14 protein-coding genes are annotated in these 17644 nt (G+C 70.7%); 2 read left to right on the top strand and 12 right to left on the bottom strand.

Translation table 11 applies throughout. The features are described 5' to 3' along the window. The 4 genes from AB1578_11310 to AB1578_11295 form a co-directional block, all read right to left on the bottom strand. On the bottom strand, positions 1–2031 hold a 2031-nt coding region (locus AB1578_11310; GenBank protein MEW6488484.1), incomplete at its 3' end, for an OmcA/MtrC family decaheme c-type cytochrome. A 97-nt stretch (positions 2032–2128) separates the two neighbouring features. After that, complete coding sequence (locus AB1578_11305; GenBank protein MEW6488483.1) at positions 2129–3910, bottom strand: hypothetical protein; 1782 nt, start codon at positions 3908–3910, stop codon at positions 2129–2131. 43 nt (positions 3911–3953) lie between these two features. Continuing rightward, the gene (locus AB1578_11300) at positions 3954–4778 is read right to left on the bottom strand and encodes a cytochrome C (protein MEW6488482.1); all 825 of its coding nucleotides are present in this window, start codon (positions 4776–4778) and stop codon (positions 3954–3956) included. Positions 4779–4794: 16 nt separating this feature from the next. Then, positions 4795–6027, bottom strand: coding sequence for a hypothetical protein (locus AB1578_11295; GenBank protein ID MEW6488481.1), 1233 nt, complete (start codon positions 6025–6027; stop codon positions 4795–4797). A gap of 613 nt (positions 6028–6640) precedes the next feature. Between AB1578_11295 and AB1578_11290 the strand changes: the two genes are divergently transcribed. Both AB1578_11290 and AB1578_11285 read left to right on the top strand, forming a co-directional pair. Continuing rightward, entirely contained in the window at positions 6641–7255 is a 615-nt protein-coding gene (locus AB1578_11290; GenBank protein ID MEW6488480.1) for a hypothetical protein, read from the top strand. A gap of 140 nt (positions 7256–7395) precedes the next feature. Then, a complete protein-coding gene (locus AB1578_11285) occupies positions 7396–9627 on the top strand; it encodes a vitamin B12-dependent ribonucleotide reductase (protein MEW6488479.1) in 2232 nt (743 codons plus the stop codon). Between the two features lie 19 nt (positions 9628–9646). On the opposite strand, the gene AB1578_11280 is transcribed toward AB1578_11285, so the two are convergent. The 8 genes from AB1578_11280 to AB1578_11245 all read right to left on the bottom strand — a co-directional run bounded on the left by AB1578_11280 (position 9647) and on the right by AB1578_11245 (position 17438). After that, complete coding sequence (locus AB1578_11280; GenBank protein ID MEW6488478.1) at positions 9647–10354, bottom strand: hypothetical protein; 708 nt, start codon at positions 10352–10354, stop codon at positions 9647–9649. Beyond that, positions 10351–10872, bottom strand: a complete 522-nt coding sequence (locus AB1578_11275; protein MEW6488477.1) for a MogA/MoaB family molybdenum cofactor biosynthesis protein — start codon at positions 10870–10872, stop codon at positions 10351–10353. The genes AB1578_11280 and AB1578_11275 overlap by 4 nt, the downstream gene beginning before the upstream one ends. Then, entirely contained in the window at positions 10856–11320 is a 465-nt protein-coding gene (locus AB1578_11270) for an MOSC domain-containing protein (protein MEW6488476.1), read from the bottom strand. The genes AB1578_11275 and AB1578_11270 overlap by 17 nt, the downstream gene beginning before the upstream one ends. 27 nt (positions 11321–11347) lie before the next feature. Further along, the gene (locus tag AB1578_11265; protein MEW6488475.1) at positions 11348–12448 is read right to left on the bottom strand and encodes a hypothetical protein; all 1101 of its coding nucleotides are present in this window, start codon (positions 12446–12448) and stop codon (positions 11348–11350) included. Further along, positions 12445–13467, bottom strand: coding sequence for a hypothetical protein (locus AB1578_11260; GenBank protein ID MEW6488474.1), 1023 nt, complete (start codon positions 13465–13467; stop codon positions 12445–12447). Before AB1578_11260 ends, AB1578_11265 begins: the two co-directional genes overlap by 4 nt. A gap of 9 nt (positions 13468–13476) precedes the next feature. Beyond that, entirely contained in the window at positions 13477–15564 is a 2088-nt protein-coding gene (gene fusA / locus AB1578_11255) for an elongation factor G (GenBank protein MEW6488473.1), read from the bottom strand. 72 nt (positions 15565–15636) lie between these two features. Continuing rightward, entirely contained in the window at positions 15637–16422 is a 786-nt protein-coding gene (locus AB1578_11250; GenBank protein ID MEW6488472.1) for a type III pantothenate kinase, read from the bottom strand. A gap of 14 nt (positions 16423–16436) precedes the next feature. Further along, positions 16437–17438 carry a biotin--[acetyl-CoA-carboxylase] ligase gene (locus AB1578_11245; GenBank protein MEW6488471.1) on the bottom strand — a complete coding sequence of 334 codons (1002 nt, stop codon included), beginning with the start codon at positions 17436–17438 and terminating at the stop codon, positions 16437–16439. Positions 17439–17644: the final 206 nt, after the last annotated feature.

Below are 17644 nucleotides of genomic sequence, written 5' to 3'. Positions count from 1 at the left end.
CCCGCTGTTCGTGAGCTCGGGATTATGACAGGCGGCGCAGTAGTCCGGGTTGTCGTTGCGCGACTGGGAGCCGTGGAACCCGAACCACTCGTGGCACTGGTTGCAGCGGTCGATGTCGACGATGAGCCGGCGTGCGACGTTGGTGACCTCCCCGCCAAGGGCCGAGACAGGGGCCAACGGGTCGGTGGTCTCGTCGACGATCAGGCTCCGCCCCAGGAGGCGGACGTTGACCGCGCCGCCTGCGGTCGTGGTGACCGGCACGCCGGAGAGGTCCCGGCGCTGGGCGTTCAAGCCGCCCTCCAGGCCGATGGCGCGCATGGTGGCGGCGTTTACCGCTGCGAAGCCTTCGTCCGAGAGGTTGTAGTTCAGGTTGGCGGTGTACCACCCGTCCGCGTCGGGGGTGAGGCCGGCGAGCACCGTGGAGAGGTTCACGCTCACGGGCTGGTCGAAGGCGTCGAGCCCGGTGTCGGTGGTGCCGTTGAAGTAGCTACGGCCGGCGCCGAAGGCGTTGTTCCAGTCCTGGGGCGCCGCGATCGCCGGCCCGTCGAAGGGATTGGCCGGGGCAGCCTGGGGGGTGGCCCAGATCAGGCGGAAGCTCAGGTTCTGGTCGATGGCGCCCACGGAGGCCAGGTTATTCAGGTCCACGGGTGCAAACGCATCCGCGGCGTTCTGCTTCGCCAGCACGCGGAACTTGATCGTGGCCACCTTGCGGTTGGGATTGGTCACCAGATCCGCGTCGTCCGCCAGGGTGAAGCTCTCGATCTCGTAGCGCAGGATCTTGGCCCAGGCCGGCACCTCGGGGTTGTTCTCCGAGGAGACCCAGGTGCGGTGGACCAGCGCCGGGTCGATGCTCGTGCCCACGTGGCACGAGGCGCAGGCCGCGTCGCTGGTCTGCGGGATGGCGGTCTTGGCCGGGTCGGCCACGGACTGGCGCAGGCCGTTGGTCTGGCGCACGCTGGTCTGGCGGTTGCCGTGGAGGAAGCCCGTAGCGAAGTCCACGTCGTCGTGGCAGGAGCCGCAGGCCACGCGGCTGGGCTTTTCGCGCCAGTTGACGGCCTGGGGCGTGCGGGGGTCCGCTTCGGCGTGACACTTGCGGCAGTTGCGCAGCCCCTCGGGGTTCGAGAACGAGTTCATGGGCCACACGACGTTCGAGTAGTCGTGGCCGCCGAGCTCGTAGCCGTCCACCAGGTACTCGCCCATGTGGATCTTGTGGGTCATGGTGACCATGTCACCGAGGCCGTCGGCGAGGTCGGGGTTGTGGCAGGTGACGCAGTACCCAATCTCGAACCGCCGGCCGTGGATCGTGAGCTTGCTGTGGCACTCGTTGCAGGAGTCGCTGTGGGCGATCTCGCGCCGCAGGACCACCTCGCCCCCGTCGGGCCGGAAGTCGTTGGAGATGAGGTTCATGGCCGCCAGGGGGAAGGCGCCGTCCCCGATCTGGCCCGAGACCCGGTGGGTGCGGCTCGGCTCGAAGGGGATTCCCTCCACCGCGGCGATGTCCGTCGCGAAGGTGTAGCGGTAGGTGCCGTCGCCGTTGTCCACCAGCGTGCCGTTGTTCTCGGTGCCGGGGACGTCACCGGCGGTTCCGCCCCGGATGTAGTTCACCCAGTAGTCGGAGCTCCCGTTCTCGCCCGGGAGGAGCTTGGCGATGTTGAAGCGCATGAAGCGGGGGAGCCGTTCCTTGATCGCGCCCAGGCCGGCGATCTTGCGCCCGGTCACGTCGGTGACGGTGAACTCCACCACCGGCGGGCTCGCGATCGTAACCGAGGTGATCTCGGCGGTGGGCACCAGGCCCGCCACCACGTCATCGGAGAGCAGGCTCACGTCCACCACCTGGGAGCCGGGCAGCCCGTCCTGCCCCGGCGCGCCGGGCGCGCCGTCCTGGCCGTCATTGCCCGGAAGGCCCTGTTCTCCCTGGGGGCCCCGGGCGCCGTCGTCGCCGTCGTCGCCCGCGCATCCCGCCAGGGTCAGTCCCAGGGCCAGAAAGCCGGCCAGCATCCAACCCGTGCCTCTCTTCCACTTCGTCTTCATGGTTCTCCCTTTCGTGAGGGTGGGGTCTCGCCGGCCGCGGCCGGCACCTCTTCGTCCCGGGGGCAGGGGCCCCCTGTGCATACGCAAGCCCCGCCGTTCAGGGTCGCGCCAAGCCGATCCAGGCCAGCGCGGCATCCCGCGTCTCGGCCGGCACGTCGAGCGCCGCGATGGCCGCCCGGGTGGAGCCGTTCAGGAGGCCGTCGTCGAGCCAGTCGATGGAGTCCCAGATCAGCCGCGTGGCGTAGCGCACGTTGTGCGCATAGGCGCCCGGGTCGTGGGCCAGGAGGTTGAAGTTGTAGGCCGCGCCCATGTTGTTGGGGCCCGTGTCGGCGTCGCCCCAGTTTCGGGTCGTGAAATAGGGGAAACTCTCCTGGAAGTCGAACCCGTTGGCCGCGAGCTGGGCCCGGAGCGCTTCGAGGGCTGCGTCGAACCCGGCCTTGAGGGCGTTGATTCCGGGCACCGTGAGGGCCAGGCCCGACGTATGGCACACGTTGCAGACCGCGGGGGCGTTGATGGCGGTGATTGCGCCGTCCGCGTCTTTCGCCACCACCGCGAAGGTATGGCTCTGTCCGGCGCCGGCGCTGCTCATGTGGCACTGGGCGCAGGGGCCGTTGGTGCCGGCGGCACCCGCGACGGTGGCGCCCGGAGTGCCCATCTGGGCGTGAAGGTTCTCGGGGGTCGCATACACAAGGCCCGCGTAGTGGTAGCCGCTGGCCGAGAAGACCTGGCCGCCGGCCGTGAGGTAGTGGGAGTTGACGAAGCCCTGGTTGCCCCAGTCGGTCGCGGGGTTGGCCGCCCGGGCGGCGATGGTGCCGCCGCTCTCGCGCCCGATGTGGCAGGCCAGGCACACGTTCGAGGCGCCCACGTCGGGGTAGGTGAAGGCGGCTCCGGTGTAGTCGCCCGTGATGGCCCCGGGATTTCGCAGAGCGCCGGTCCGGTCGGAGTGGCAGCCCCAGCAGTAGAGGAGCTCGTTCTGGGGGGAGCCGGTCTCCGGGGTCCAGCCGGCGAGGTGCGAGAAGTCGTTGTTGGCGGGGGAGTAGCTCGCCGGGTCGTTCAAGTAGTTGGCGACGCCCGTGGAGGTGTGGCACCGCTGGCAGGCGGCCCGGTTCCCCGACTCGGTCGTCTGGTCCCAGTTGTAGTGGGTCCAGCCCGGGGCGTGGTCGTCGGTGATGGCCGCGGCGACCCGGTCGGCCACCACGCTGCCCGCCGCGTCCTTCACGTCGAGGATGTGCCCGCCGTGGGCGGAGCGCGCCCAGGCCAGGTTGATGGAGAGGTCGAGCCGGTGGCCGTTGAAGTGGCACGCCTGGCACCCGCGCTGGTCACCGGTCTTCACCACGTAGCCCTCGATGGCCACGTTGCTGCTCGCCTCCAGGAAGCCGGTGGCCGGGTCGTCGAAGTGCGTGTCGTTGATGACGCGCGCGGCCTCGTCCCCGTGGAAGAGGGCGGCGTCGAGGCCGTGGCACTGGCCGCACTGGGCGGGGCCCGGCAGCGGCGTGGGCAGGGGCCCGAGGCCGTTGTGGTACTGGCCGCCCCCGTGGCAAGACTCGCACCCCACCACCGGGCGGTCCGCCACCTGGCCGCTCGTGGCCGCAAACAGCAACAGCCCGTCGCCAAGCTGGTCGTGGCACGCGAGGCAGGCCGGGTCGGCCAGGGACGGCGCCGGCACCTGGTTCGCGTTGGCGTGGCGGCTCTCCAGCCACACCCTGCCGTCCGCGCTCAGGTGGCACACCAGGCAGTTGTCGAGCCCCACGGTGCGCGCCAGGGACAGATCGACCGGACCGGTATCGGGATCTCCCGAGTCGAGGTTGCTGCCGCAACCCCACAAAGCCACCACGAAGGCGGCCGCCAGGGCCAGGTAAGGCGACGCGTGCTTCTTCATCCTCTGCCTCCTCTCAATGGATGACCGTTCGGCCGGCCGGCATCTAGTGGCACTTGCGGCAGGTCTTGCCGCCGCTCGCTCTGTTGAGTCGACTCTGGATGTCGCCCCAGTCCTTGGGATGCGGATTCACCATCAGGCCGCTGCGGGCGCTGTGGCACTTGAGGCACACGTCGCCCTGGGGGTGGCAGGCCTGGCAGGTGACCAGGTTCTTGCGGGCCTCCCGGGCGTGATCGCCCGACCACCGGTGGGACGGGAGCACCGAGTTGGGGTGGCAGGTCTGGCACTGGGTCTCGTCGAACTGCTCGTGGGCGGCGCCCGAGGGGCTCGTGAGCAGATCGCTGAACCCCCGCCGGTGCGACTGCACGGCCAGATCGGTACGGTTGAACCGGTCGTGGCAGTCGGTGCAGGACTGGGGCTCGTGGCAGCTCGCGCACAGCTGCGGGTCGGTGCGCGCCGCGATGGGGTGGGTCACGTGGAAGTCGGAGCGGTGCACGTTGGCCATGGCGTTGCCGAAGCTGCCCTGCTCGTCGGCGAAACCCGACTTGTGGCACTCGGTGCAGAAGCTCTGCTGGTGGCACGCCGCGCAGTCGTAGGTGCGGCCCTTGGCGGCCGGGGTGTGCTGGAAGGCCCACAGGGGGCCGTGGGTCGCCGGCCCGGGAATCTTGACCGCGTCCACGAAGTCCTGGTCGTGGCACTCCAGGCACATGCTCGTGGCCGGGACGATGGTGCGGTCGTCGGGAGCGTGGCAGATGGTGCACGCCTCCCCTTCGGTGTACGCCAGGTGCTCGTCGTGGCGGAAGTCCGCGGCCTGTACCGTCCCCGCCGCCAGGAGCGCGCCGGTTGCCAGCAGGTATGCGAGTCGCTTCATCGCGCAGGCTCCTTTCCTAGAAGAGGACGTTGAGGCGAACGCGGCCCCGGTTGTAGTGGTCCCAGAGGTCGCTCTCCACCCGCTCCACCTTGGCCTGCAGGTTGATGCTCTTGGTGAGGTAGGCCGTCACGTCGACCCAGTAGCGCTTGGCCGTGGTGGTGTCTTCGTCGTCGTAGAGGTCGCGTTCGAGCACGTCCACGTGCAGCCCGGCCCCCGCCTCGAAGCTGGGGTGGAAGAGGTACGCCGCCCGCGCCTTGAAGCCACGCAGGTCCTGCCCGTCCTCGTCGTCGCGGTACACCCCCGTCAGGTAGCCCGAGAACCGCCCCGTGCGCAGCTTCTCGATCCCCGCCTCGTAGACGTTGGCGTCGGCAAAGTCTTCGTAGAGCTCCCGGGTGTACAGGCCGAAGACCCGAAGCCCCCGGGTGATGCTGTACCCCAGCTCTCCCTGCACGTGCTCGTATTCGGAGACGGCAAAGACGGAATAGATCGAGGTGGAGTCGAAGACCGGCAGCGAGTAGAGGTACTCGCCCCGAAGATACCACTTGGGGCTGCGGTGGTACTTGGCCCCGGCCAGGAAGTACGAGACCGCGTTGGAGAGGTAGTTGAACTGTACTTCGGAGTATACGCTGAACATGTCGCGGAAGACGTAGTTGCCGTCGAAACCGATGAGCTCCTGGAGCAGGTCGCCGCCGTCCCACTTCTGCAGGTAGGAGACCGCGAGATCCAGGCTCTCGACAAAGGTTCCAGAAACCTCCGCGCCCCAGATCAAGTCTTTCGGGCTGTACGACTCGTATTCGGTCACGTCGCCGCCGCCGAAGAGCCGCAGCGCCAGCGGCCCGAGGTTCCGGTAGCGAAGATCGAGGCCGTCCATGATCGAGGCCCCCGCGGTGGTGGCCACGAACTGGCGCCCGAGCCGGAAATCCAGGTTGGTGAGGAGGTCGGTCTTTTCCAGATAGGCATAGTAGAGTCGGCTGTCGGCGTCGGTCTCGTTGGTGAGGTCGGTCCCGAGCCGGCCGTAGCCCCGGAAGTTCCAGCCCTTGGCTCCGACGTCGCGGGCATTGAGCAGCAGGTACTGATAGACGGGCACCGAAGTGTCCCCATCGGCATCGTCGAACCACTCGACGACCGTGCTCGCCGAGCCGGAAATCGTGACCCCGTGCGCGGCGGGGGGGGCCAACATTGCCGGGCCCAGGCCCAGGCCCAGGGACGCCAGGGCGGCACAGCAGGCGGATCGCAGCCAACCGTTCATGCTTCCTCCTTGTCCCATCGATGCCGCCTCCCAAGCCGTCTCGCAGGACGCTGCAGGATGCGTCATGGAAAAACTTTCACGAGCACGCCGTTACTCCCAAATCCGTCCAACCGACTCTGCGGGAACACATCCGCGGCCCGGGCACCCTACCACACGGCCGGCACCCCGCAACCCCGCCGCGCGACGTTCCGCCTGCGCATCGGCGCGCGGCCGACAAAACCTTAGAGGAAATCTTCCCCGGTCGTCATTTTCTTGCTCAATCACTCCGGTCCCCCGGCATCTCGTTCGGTGGCCCGCCGGGGCCCACTCCCCTCCCTCGGGACAACACCAACCACGGCGATTCATGAAGGCTTCATGAGACGGCGGGAAAGTTACAGCGAAACGGTGGGCCAACGCAAGGGCAGCCCATCCCAAAAAGAACGTTTCCATCCCGAATCCGGGTTGCCTTGGAGGCGCCTCCAACGAGGGGCGCCGCCGGGGGCCGTCCGAACGCCGGGGCGCTGCCTGCCGGCGCTCCGCGCCTTGACACTGCCCGGCCATCCGTTTAGATTCGCGGTTCCTGTGGCCGGGGCCCCGGCTGCCCCGTTTTTCGGGCTCTCAAAAGGAGGACGACATGCCGACCCAGGGCGACAGCCTTCTCAAGAAGACGCAGCGGGGCCTCTCGATCCTCGCCTTCGAGACGACCAAGCAGAGCCGCATCCTCAAGAAGCGCATGCGTACTGCTGCCCTGCAAAAGGAGATCAAGGCCGACCTCCGGGACCTGGGAAACCTGGTCTACAACGCCGTCGTGCACGACCAGCCCGGAATCCTCCAGGAGGAGGAGGTCAAGATCCTGGTGGAGAACATCCGCCAGAATAAGGAGGAGGTCGAGCACCTGCGCGACGCCATCGCGCGGCTCAGCCGCACCCGCAAGCACTTTCCCGAAGGAGAGCCGGAGGGGTGGGAAGACGCCCCCGAGCCCGCCCTGGACGAGCCCCCTTCGGTGGTGGTGGAAACGAGCACCCGCCCGCCCCCGGCAGACGACACCGGCGTGAGCACCGAGCGGGAGATGAAGGCCGAGATCCTCCAGGCGCCGCCTCCGGAGCCCCGCCCCCTGAAGAAGGCGCCCCGAAAGCCGGAAGCCGTCGAGCCCGCCGTACCGCCCCCCCCGGGCACCGACCCGGAACACCCCGCCGAAGCCGGGGCGGAGGCAGGGAACAAGGGCGCAGGAGCCGCACCCAAGGAATAGCTCACCCCGTTTGCGCCTGTACGGGCGGCCCCCAGGCCGCCCGTTTGCATTTTTCCCGAAAACAGACTTGACCACTCCACAATATCTTGGGGTATGATTCGCGGCCCATACCAAATGCTGTATGTGCCCTGGAGGACCCCATGCCCCACTCCGCCGCCCGCGTCATCCCCATGGAACGGCGCCCGCCGTTTTCCGCCAACGCCCTCACCGTGCTGGAGAAGCGCTACCTGCGCAAGGACGCCGAGGGGCGGGTGGTGGAAAGACCCCAGGAGCTCCTCACCCGGGTGGCCCGGGCCGTGGCGGAGGCGGACCGCCTCTACGATCCCGGCGCCGACGTGGACCGCGCCGCGGCAGACTTCTACGATCTCATGGCCCGGCTGGAGTTCCTGCCGAACTCGCCCACGCTGATGAACGCGGGGCGGGAGCTCGGGCAGCTCTCCGCCTGCTTCGTGCTCCCCGTGGAAGACACCATGGAGAGCATCTTCGAGGCGGTGAAGAACACGGCGCTCATCCACAAGTCCGGGGGGGGCACAGGGTTCAGCTTTTCCCGGGTGCGGCCCAAGAACGACCGGGTCCGCTCCACGAGCGGGGTCTCCTCGGGGCCCATCAGCTTCATGAAGGTGTTCGACACCGCAACCGAGATGATCAAGCAGGGCGGCACCCGGCGGGGAGCGAACATGGGCATCCTCCGGGTGGACCACCCGGACATCCGGGAGTTCGTCTCGGTGAAGTCCGACACGTCGCTGCTGACCAACTTCAACCTCTCCGTGGCCGTCACCGAGACCTTCATGGCCGCCGTGGAGGCCGACGGGGAATACCCCCTGGTCAACCCCCGGGACGGCCAGCCTTCGGGCGCCCTACGCGCTCGGGAGGTCTTCGACCGGATCGTGGAGGAAGCCTGGGCCACGGGAGAGCCCGGGGTGGTCTTCATCGACCGGATGGAGCGGGACAACCCCACTCCGAAGCTCGGGCGCATCGAGTCCACCAACCCCTGCGGCGAGCAGCCCCTGCTCCCCTACGAGTCGTGCAACCTGGGCAGCGTCAACCTGGCGGGGATGGAGCGCGACGGCGAGGTGGACTGGGACCGGCTGGGGCGCGTGGTGCGCCGGGCCGTGCACTTCCTCGACAACGTGGTGGACGTGAACCGCTACCCCCTGCCGGAGATCGCCCGGATGACCCGGGGCAACCGCAAGATCGGCCTGGGGATCATGGGGTGGGCCGACCTCCTGTTTCGCCTCGGCATCCCCTACGGCTCGCCGGCGTCGCTGGAGCTCGGCGAGAGCCTCATGGCCTTCGTGAACGCCGCCGCCCGGGAGGCCTCGGAGGACCTGGCCGAGGCCCGCGGCCCCTTCCCGAACTTCCCGGGCTCGGCGTACGACGTCGCCGGTGCCCGGCCGGTGCGCAACGCCACCCGCACCACCATCGCCCCCACGGGTACCATCTCGATCCTCGCCGGGTGCTCCTCGGGCATCGAGCCCCTGTTCTCCCTGGCCTTCGTCCGCCGCGTCATGGACGGCACGGAGATGCTCGAGGTCAACCCCGTGTTCGAGGAAGAGGCCCGGCAGCGCGGGTTCCACTCCGAAGGCCTCCTGCGCCGGCTGGCCGCGGGGGCGTCGGTGCACGACCTCCCCGAGGTCCCCGAGGCGGCGCGCCGGGTCTTCGTGACCGCCCACGACATCACCCCCGAAGACCACATCCGGATGCAGGCGGCATTCCAGAAGCACACGGACAACGCGGTCTCCAAGACCGTGAACTTTCCCCGCTCGGCGGCCCGCCACGAGGTGGCGGAGGTCTTCTGGCTGGCCCACCGCCTGGGATGCAAGGGGGTGACGATCTACCGCGACGGGAGCCGGGACGGGCAGGTCCTCTCCACGCCGACCCCCTCCGCCGAAAAGGCTCCCGCCGCGGCGGCCCCCGGAACGCCCCGCAAGCGGGAACGCCCTCGCGCACTCTCGGGCAAGACCTACCAGATGCAGACCGGGTGCGGGCCCCTGTACGTCACCATCAACGAGGACGAGCAGGGCCTCTTCGAGGTCTTCACCACCATGGGAAAGGCCGGCGGGTGCGCCGCGAGCCAGTGCGAGGCCATTGGGCGGCTGGTTTCCCTGGCGTGGCGCTCGGGGCTGGACCCCCTGCCCGTGATGCGGCAGCTCCGGGGCATCTCGTGCCACAAGCCCGCGGGGTTCGGCCCCCACCGTGTACTCTCCTGCGCCGACGCCCTGGGCATCGCGGTGCACACCCACCTGCACCCCGAGACCGCGGCGGAAACCCACGTGGCGCTGGGCGGAGCGTGCCCCGAGTGCGGCGACGCCGTGGAGCACGAGGAGGGCTGCGTGCTCTGCCGCAGCTGCGGGTACTCGGAGTGCGGGTGAGAGAAATCACATCCAACCGTCAGCGGCGCTCGGTTGCGGTGGGAGGGGGCACGATGCCGGCGGTGAGGGCCGAGGGGGTCTCCCACCGGCTCCACTCCGCCGGGAGCTTGGCGTCCTGGAGGTAGGCCACGGTTGCCGCGTCGTCCAGGGTGAGACGCTGCCCCTTGGCGATCCACACCACGGTCTGGCCGCGCACCCGGCTGTTTCGGGCCTCGGCCCGACCCTCGTAGCAGGCGGCGTGGTGGGCGGCGCCCCGCGACCCCACCAGCACCGTGGCCAGGGGCCCCACCTCCACCCGAAGGGCCTCCGTCTGCACCGGCAAGGGTTCGCTGCCCAGCCGCCGCACCAGCACCTCTCCCTCCTCGACCCGCACCTCGGACGCCCCGGCCCGCCGTCCCTCGAAGGCGTAGAGCACCTGGAACCGGCTGCCGCCGTAGGCCCGCACCGCGGCGCCGGGCAGGAGCACCTCCACCTTCCCGTCCGGCCCGGTCTCCAGACGGTCCCCGGGCTCCAGGAGGAGCGGGCCGGTCAGGGGCAGCGGCTCCCGGGCGTGCCGCGGCTGGAGCCACACGGTGCCCGTGGACCGGGAGACCTGGGGGTGGAGCACCGCCGGGGCTTCCTCCCGGGCGCCCGGCAAGAGGCTCGCACACCCGGAAAGGAGGAGGACCGCCAGGGCCGCGGCAGGGAGCGCGGCCCGCAGGGGGTGACGCCTGGGACAGGGGATCACGTCGCGCACTCCGAGGGGTCGCCGTGGATCTTCTCCACCGCGTGGGGGAGGGCGGGCAGCAGCACCGACAGGTTCTCCCGCACGGCCCGGGGGCTCCCCGGGAGGTTCACGATGAGGGTGCGACGGCGGATGCCGGCCACCGCCCGGGAGATGACCGCGTGGGGGGTCTTCTGGAGGCTCACCCACCGCATGGCCTCGGCCATGCCGGGCACTTCGCGCTCCAACACCTCCCGGGTGGCCTCGGGGGTCACGTCCCGGGGCCCCACACCGGTTCCCCCGGTCGTGAGGATGAGCGCCAGGCCCTGCCGGTCCGTCCACTCCACGAGGGTCGCCACGATCTCCCCCCGCTCGTCGGGGATCACCCGGTAGGCCTCCACCGCGAAGACCGCCGGGTCCAGGAGCTCGCGGATCGCGGCGCCGGAGAGGTCTTCCCGCTCTCCCCGGGAGCCCTTGTCCGAGAGGGTGAGGATGCCCACGGGCCAGGGGGCACTCATGTGGCTCTCATGGGGCTCTCGCATCCGAGCCCTCCGGGGCTTCCGGGAGGATCTCGATGGGATCCCCGGCGGCGAGCTCTCCCCCGGAGAGGACCTCGGCAAAGACCCCCTCCCGGGGCATGACGCAGTCCCCCGCCTGGTAGTAGATGGCGCACCGGGAGTGGCACTCCTTGCCGTGCTGGGTAAGGGCCAGGACCACGGAGGAGCCCACCCGAAGCCGGGTACCCAGGGGCAGACCCAGCAGGTCGACCCCGCGGGTGGTGAGGTTCTCGGCGAAGTCCCCCGGACCCACCGTGAGCCCGGCGTCGCGCATCTTCTGGATGCTCTCCTCCGCGAGCAGGCTCACCATGCGGTGCCAGGGGCCGGCGTGTGCGTCGCCGGCGATGCCCTCGGCGCCCACCCGGGCGCGCGGCACCGACTTCTTCTTCACGCCCTTGGTTTCGCTCACGTTGATGGAGACGAGGGTACCCATGGCTTCTCCTTTGATCGCTGACACCCCCTACACCTTGCCCCGCCGGGCCAGCACCCGCAAGGCCCCTCCCGAGACCGGAGACGGCACGTTGCGGCTCTTGGAGAGGGCGCGCAGGTCCCGGTCCTGGAGGGTTTCCAGGAGCCGCAGGGCCTGGGGCACCGCCGTCTTCGGGTTCTGGGCGATCGCCAGACGCAGGGGATAGTTCTTCATCCAGTCCTTGCGCCCCAGGATGATCCGCAGGAGCTCCTCGGAGACGGTGCGGTCCTGGGCGATGGGCACCACCTCGTCCTCCCGGATCTTGGGACTGCGCAGCACCGCCCGCTGCACCACCCGGTTGGTGTCGCGGGCCAGCAGCCTCCGGGCGCCCTTGCTCCCCAGGTTGGCGAGCTTGATCTTTTCCGCGATCGAGAGGGACTGGACGAGCTGATAGAGGCTCTTGGCCTCGGCTTCGTCCTCGGGTTCCGGGCTGTCCTCCAGGAGGGTGCGCGGGAGATCCCGGGGGAGCTCCGGGGCCTCGGCCGGGAGCTCACCCTCGCCTGCCTCCGCCGCCTCGGGGGCCTCTGCGTTCTGGTCTTCCCCGGGCTCGGCCGGCACCTGCGGCCGGGGCTCCGCCGGGGCAGCGGCGACTTCCTCGGGGCCGCCGTAGAGGGAGGCGAGCCGTCCCCGGTCTCCCGGGTGGAGGGCCGGGTTGGAAGCCAACCGGCGGGCGAGGTCGGGGAAGGCGCCCAGGACCACCTGGTTCTGGGCCATCACGTCGAGAACGGCTTCGTCGTCGCAGGCCACGAAACGCTCCAGGGTGCGCCGCCCGACGCGGGGGTGGGCGAGCACCCGCAAGAGCACGCGGCGGTCCCCCGGGCCGCGGGCGGCCACGAGATCGAGCACCGCTTCGGGCAGGCGCAGGTCCTCCACGGCGCTGGCCACCAGGGCGGAGGGGACCTCCTCCCAGGCGCTCCGGGCCGCCTTGCGGACCCCTTCGGCGGGATCGGCCAGCAGGAGCGTGAGACACACCAGCCGCTCGGCCGGGGGCATGGGGATGACGCCCCGGGCGGTGTCGAGCCGCACGGATTCCGGAGCCGAGGCAGCGACGCAGCGGGCCAGCGACTCTGCCAGGGGGAAGGCACCGATCACGGCCGCCTTCTCAGGTAGCTCTCCAGCCCTTCCCGGGCCAGACGTTCGCGCTCCGCCAGGGCTTCCTCCTCGGAGAAGGGCCCGGCCAGAACCGTCCAGACGGGCAGTTCACCCGGCACCCTCAGGTACCCGGCCCCCGGGAGCCCGGCCCGGGTGACGGCTTCCAGTGCCTGCCGGGCTTCCTCTTCCAGGAAGAACCGGACCTCGATTCCCCCGGGCGACTCCCGGTAGAGGTACCCGGCTCGGTCCAGGGCGGCGCGGGCCCGATCCCGGGAAGCGCCGTCCCCCGCGGGCACGGCGAGCCGGAAGGAGTCGCCCCTGGCTGTGCCCTCCACCCGGTAGTGGGGGACCCCCAGGGAGTCCAGGCGCAGCTCGGTCTCCCGGCGATATTTCTGGCTCCGAAAGACGCCCATCTGGAGCACGTGGGTCCCGGGCCGGGAGGGCCCCGTGCTCGGGCCTGCGCCCGCTCCCGGACCGGCGACGGGAGGGGGCGGCGGGGCAGCCGGTGCCGAGGCTGCCGCAGAGGTCGGCGCCGGCTCGGCGGCCTCCGAAGCCGCGGGGGCGGGGGCTTGGGGAACGGGGGGGGCCTGCGGAGCGGGCAGGGGCGCCGGAGGCGCACCTGCCTCGGTTGCGGACGATGCGGACGGTGCAGCCGGGGCGTCCTCCCGGGTCGGCGGCGCCGGAGAAGGCCCCGCGGGGGGCCCCGAGGCCACCACGACCTCCCGCACCGGGGGCGGAAACCTCGCCCCCGCGGGGACCACGGAAGGGCTCCCCCTGGCTTCGAGGGCTGCTTCCTCGTCCCCGGGTGGCGGTGCGGCGCCCACCGCCACCCGTCCCTCCAGCCGGTCGCGCAGGAGCACTCCGGCCCCCTGGGTCACGAGCAGGAGGCCCAGAAGGCACAGGGCGGCCCACAGCAGCCCCCTGGGCTGGGGCGGCGGGGAGGGCTCTGCCTCCGCGCGCTGCCCGGGGGCCTCGGTCTCCGGCGGCCCGTACAATTCCTCCCGGGGGATGTCTTCCACGGGGGCGCCCTACTCCTCGCCTCGTTCGGCCTTGGCCTCGGCCACGATCTTCTCGGCCGCGTAGGCCGGCACCTCGTCGTAGTGGTCGAAACCCATGGAGAAGGTGCCGCGGCCCGCGGTCATGGACCGCAGGTCGGGGGCGTACTCGAGCATCTCGGCCAGGGGGACGTGGGCCTTGATGACCTGGATGCCGTCCTGGGGGTCCACCCCCAGCACCCGGCCCCGGCGGGAGTTCAGATCACCGATGACGTCGCCCATCTGGGCGTCGGGGACCTGCACCCGCACCTCCATCACCGGCTCCAGGAGCACGGGCTTGCACTCGGCCGCCCCCTTCTTGAAGCCCAGGGAACCGGCGATCTTGAAGGCCATCTCGGAGGAGTCCACGTCGTGGTACTTGCCGTCGAAGAGAGTGACCTCCACGTCCACCATGGGGTAGCCGGCCAGGATGCCGCCGCGCATGGCCTCGAAGATGCCCGCTTCCACGGCGGGGATGTACTGGCGCGGGATCGCGCCCCCCACGATCTTGTCCACGAACTGGAAGCCGCTCCCCCGGGGCAGGGGCCGGATCTCGATCCAGGTGTCGCCGAACTGGCCGCGTCCGCCGGTCTGCTTCTTGTACCGCCCCTGCACCTTGGTGCTCCCCTTGAGGGTCTCCCGGTAGGGGACCTTCATCTTGCGAAGCTCCACGTCGGCCGCGTACTTGCGCTTCATGCGCTCGCAGAGGATGTCGAGGTGGAGCCGCCCCATGCCCGAGACCAGGAGCTCGTGGGTCTGCTCCTCCCGGCCCAGGCGAAGGGTGGGGTCCTCCTCCTGCATCCGCCGCAGGCCCTGGCCCATCTTTTCCTCGTCGCCCCGGGCCCGGGGGTAGGCGGCGAGCGTCATGAGGGGCTCGGGGGGCTGGGGCAGGGCGTAGCGGATGGGAGCGGCCTTGGTGGCCAGGGTATCCCCCGAGCCGGTCACCTTGAGCTTGGCCAGGGCCAGGATGTCGCCCGCGCTGGCCACCGGGGCGGGCTTGGCCTCCTTGCCGAGCAGGGTCACGATCTGGCCCACCCGCTCTTCCTCCTCCCGAGTGACGTTCCAGACCGAGGAGTCGGAGGACAAAGTACCGCTGAAGACCCGGAAGAGGTTGAGGCGGCCCGTGAAGGGGTCCGAGATGGTCTTGAACACCAGGGCGGAGAAGGGGGCATCTTCCGCCGGCGGGCGCGACGCCGGGGTACCGTCGGGAGCCGTGCCCAGGGCCTCGCCCCGATCCGCCGGCGAGGGGGCGGCCTCCACGAGGAAGTCCAGCAACCCGCCAGCCCCGATGTTCTTGGCCGCGGCACCCACGAGCACGGGCACGAACTGGCGGGTCAGCACCCCCTTGCGCAGGGCCTGGAGGAGCTCGGCGGCAGCGATCTCCTGCCCGTCGAAGTACCGCTCCATGAGCGCGTCGTCGGTCTCCACCAGGTGCTCCACCAGGGCGTCGCGGGCCGAGCGCGCGGCGTCGGCGAGCTCCGGCGGCACGGGCCCCTCGGCGGGCTTCCCGGAAGCGTCCCCGAAGGTACAGGCCACCTGGCGCAGGAGGTCCACGTACCCCTTGAAGCCCGCCTCGGCCCCGATGGGGATCTGCACCGGCACGAAGGTGGACGCCGCAAAGGCCCCTTGCAGGGCTTCCAGCGCCGCCTCGAAGCTCGAGTTCTCCTTGTCCAGGCGGTTGACGAAGACGGCCCGGGGCAGCTCGAACTCGTCGGCATAGCGCCAGAGCTTGTCGGTCTCGAACTTGATGGTCCCGGTCTCGCCGCTCACCACCACCACCGCGGCGTCGGCGGCCCGCAGCGCGGCCTGGGCCTCGTAGAGGAAGACGTCGTAGCCGGGGGTGTCGAGGAGGTTCACCTTGTGTTTCTTGTGCTCGAGGCTCGCCAGCGAGGTCGAGATGCTGAGCTTGTGGCTCTTCTCTTCGGGCTCGAAGTCGAGGAGGGAGGTGCCGTCGTCCACCTTCCCCAGGCGGGTGGTGACCCCCGCCGTGAAGAGGAGGGCCTCTCCCAGGGAGGTCTTCCCCACGCCCCCGTGGCCCACGAGGGCCACGTTGCGGATGCTGCCCACCTCGAACTTCTTCATGCCCGCTCCTTTCCTGTGTCGTAAGGCACTCGGTGCAAAGAGGCCGGCGCGGGCCGAAAGGAATCCGGCGACTCAGGCCGCCCGGTTCGGCTCTGCCGTGTTGCGCTCGTAGATGATCCGCAGCCCCTCCAGGGTCAGGAACTCGTCCACGTGGTCGATCCGGCGGGTCTCGGCGGCAATCACCGGTGCCAGGCCCCCCGTGGCGACCACTACGGGCTTGCCCCCCACCTCCTGGCCGAGCCGGTCGATGAGGCCGTCCACCAGCGCCGCGTAGCCGAACCAGATGCCCGACTGCATGGAGTGCACGGTGTTTCGGCCCAGGACCCGGGCCGGTCGGACCAGGGCCACCTTGGGCAGCTTGCTCGTGCGGGCGAACAGCGCCTCCATGCTGATGGCCAGACCCGGGGCGATCATGCCCCCCATGTAGCCGCCCTCCGCGCTCACGTAGTCGAAGGTGGTGGCGGTTCCGAAGTCCACGATGATGAGGGCCGTCTGGTACTTGTCGAACCCCGCCACGGCGTTGACGATCCGGTCGGCCCCCACCTCCCGGGGGTCCTCGTAGTGGATCGGCATGCCCGACTTGACCCCGGGGCCCACCACCAGGGGCTTTCGGTGGAGATACGCCTGGGCCACCTCCTCGAAGGTCGGCGTAAGGGCGGGAACCACCGAGGAGATGGCGATCCCGTGGATGTCGCCGACGGCCACGCCGGTCACCTGGAAGAGGCTGCGCAGGAGCACCCCCACCTCGTCGGGCGTGCGGTGGGCCTCGGAGGCGATGCGCCAGTGCCCCAGGAGCTCGGTGCCCCGGTACACCCCGAGCACCGTGTGGGTGTTGCCCACGTCCACCACCAGCAGCAGCGATCCGCGTGCGCTCACGGTACCCTCGTGGTGCTTCGTTCCACGTCGCCAGCGAAAACTTCCAGGGGCTCCCGGCCGTCCCCCGGGTCCACCCGGAGCGACCCCGTGGGCCCCAGCCCCAGGGCCCGGCCCTCCACCAGGCCCCGAGGAGTCTGGACCCGAACCGGTTGGCCGTCCAGGCGGGACCACCGGTTCCAGCGGGGGAGCAGGGCGGAGAGCCCCGAGGCCAGGTAGGCATCGTAGGCCGACTCGAAGGCCTCGAGAAAGGCGCAGAGCACCTCGAGCCGGCGGGGGGCCGGGCAGACCCACTCGGCCACCGTGGTGCACAGGGCCCGCACCTCGGCCGGGTACTCGGCGGGCTGCCCCTCCACGTTGACCCCGACGCCGAGGATCACGTACTCGGTGTGCTGCCCCTCGGAGCGCATTTCCAGGAGGATACCGGCCGCTTTGCGCCCCCCCAGGAGGACGTCGTTGGGCCACTTGAGCTCCAGGTCGCCGGCGGGCACCCACCGGGCCAGGGCCTCCGCCAGGGCCACGGCAGCCGCGAAGGTCAGCGGGGGGGTCTCGGCGGCGGGGAGCGCAGGGCGCAGGAGCAGGCTCATGAGCAGCGAGCGGCCGGGAAGATCCGCCCAGGTGCGCCCCAGCCGGCCCCGCCCGGCGGTCTGTCGCTCGGCCAACACCAGGGCCCCTTCCGGAGCTCCCTCGGCGGCCCACCGCTCCGCCTCCCGGTTGGTCGAATCGACGCGGCGCAGGTGGCGCACCGGCCGGCCCAGGCGCCCGGTGCGCAGCGTTGCGGCGAGCTCGCCGGGCCGCAGGCCCGCACCGCGCTCGGTGAGGCGGTAGCCCCGGGCCGGCAGGCTCTCCACCCGGTACCCGTGGCGGCGCAGGGCCTCGACCCCCTTCCACACGGCCGCCCGCGTGACCCCCATGCGGGCCGCCAGGTGCTGCCCGGAGACGGGGGTTCCGCCGGCCTCGACCAGGCGGCGGAGGATCTCGTCGGCGAGGGTCGGTGTCATCGAAAGCCCTCTGATAACGACAACTTCCGCTTTGGAAAGGGGCCGCTACCTTAGCAGAGGACCCGAAAACGAGTCAACGACATACACGCGCGGGCGCGCCGGGAAAGCCCGGGAAGGGAAGCGGGATTCCCGGCCCGCGGGAGCGGGTCCCCCCCGGGCGGGGCGCGTGGGGGGTGCGCCGCCCGGCGCGGGGTGCGGGGGGGGGG

The sequence above is a fragment of the Thermodesulfobacteriota bacterium genome, from assembly GCA_040756475.1.
Lineage (GTDB): Bacteria > Desulfobacterota > Deferrisomatia > Deferrisomatales > JACRMM01 > JBFLZB01.
This window is presented reverse-complemented; position numbering and strand designations above follow the sequence as displayed.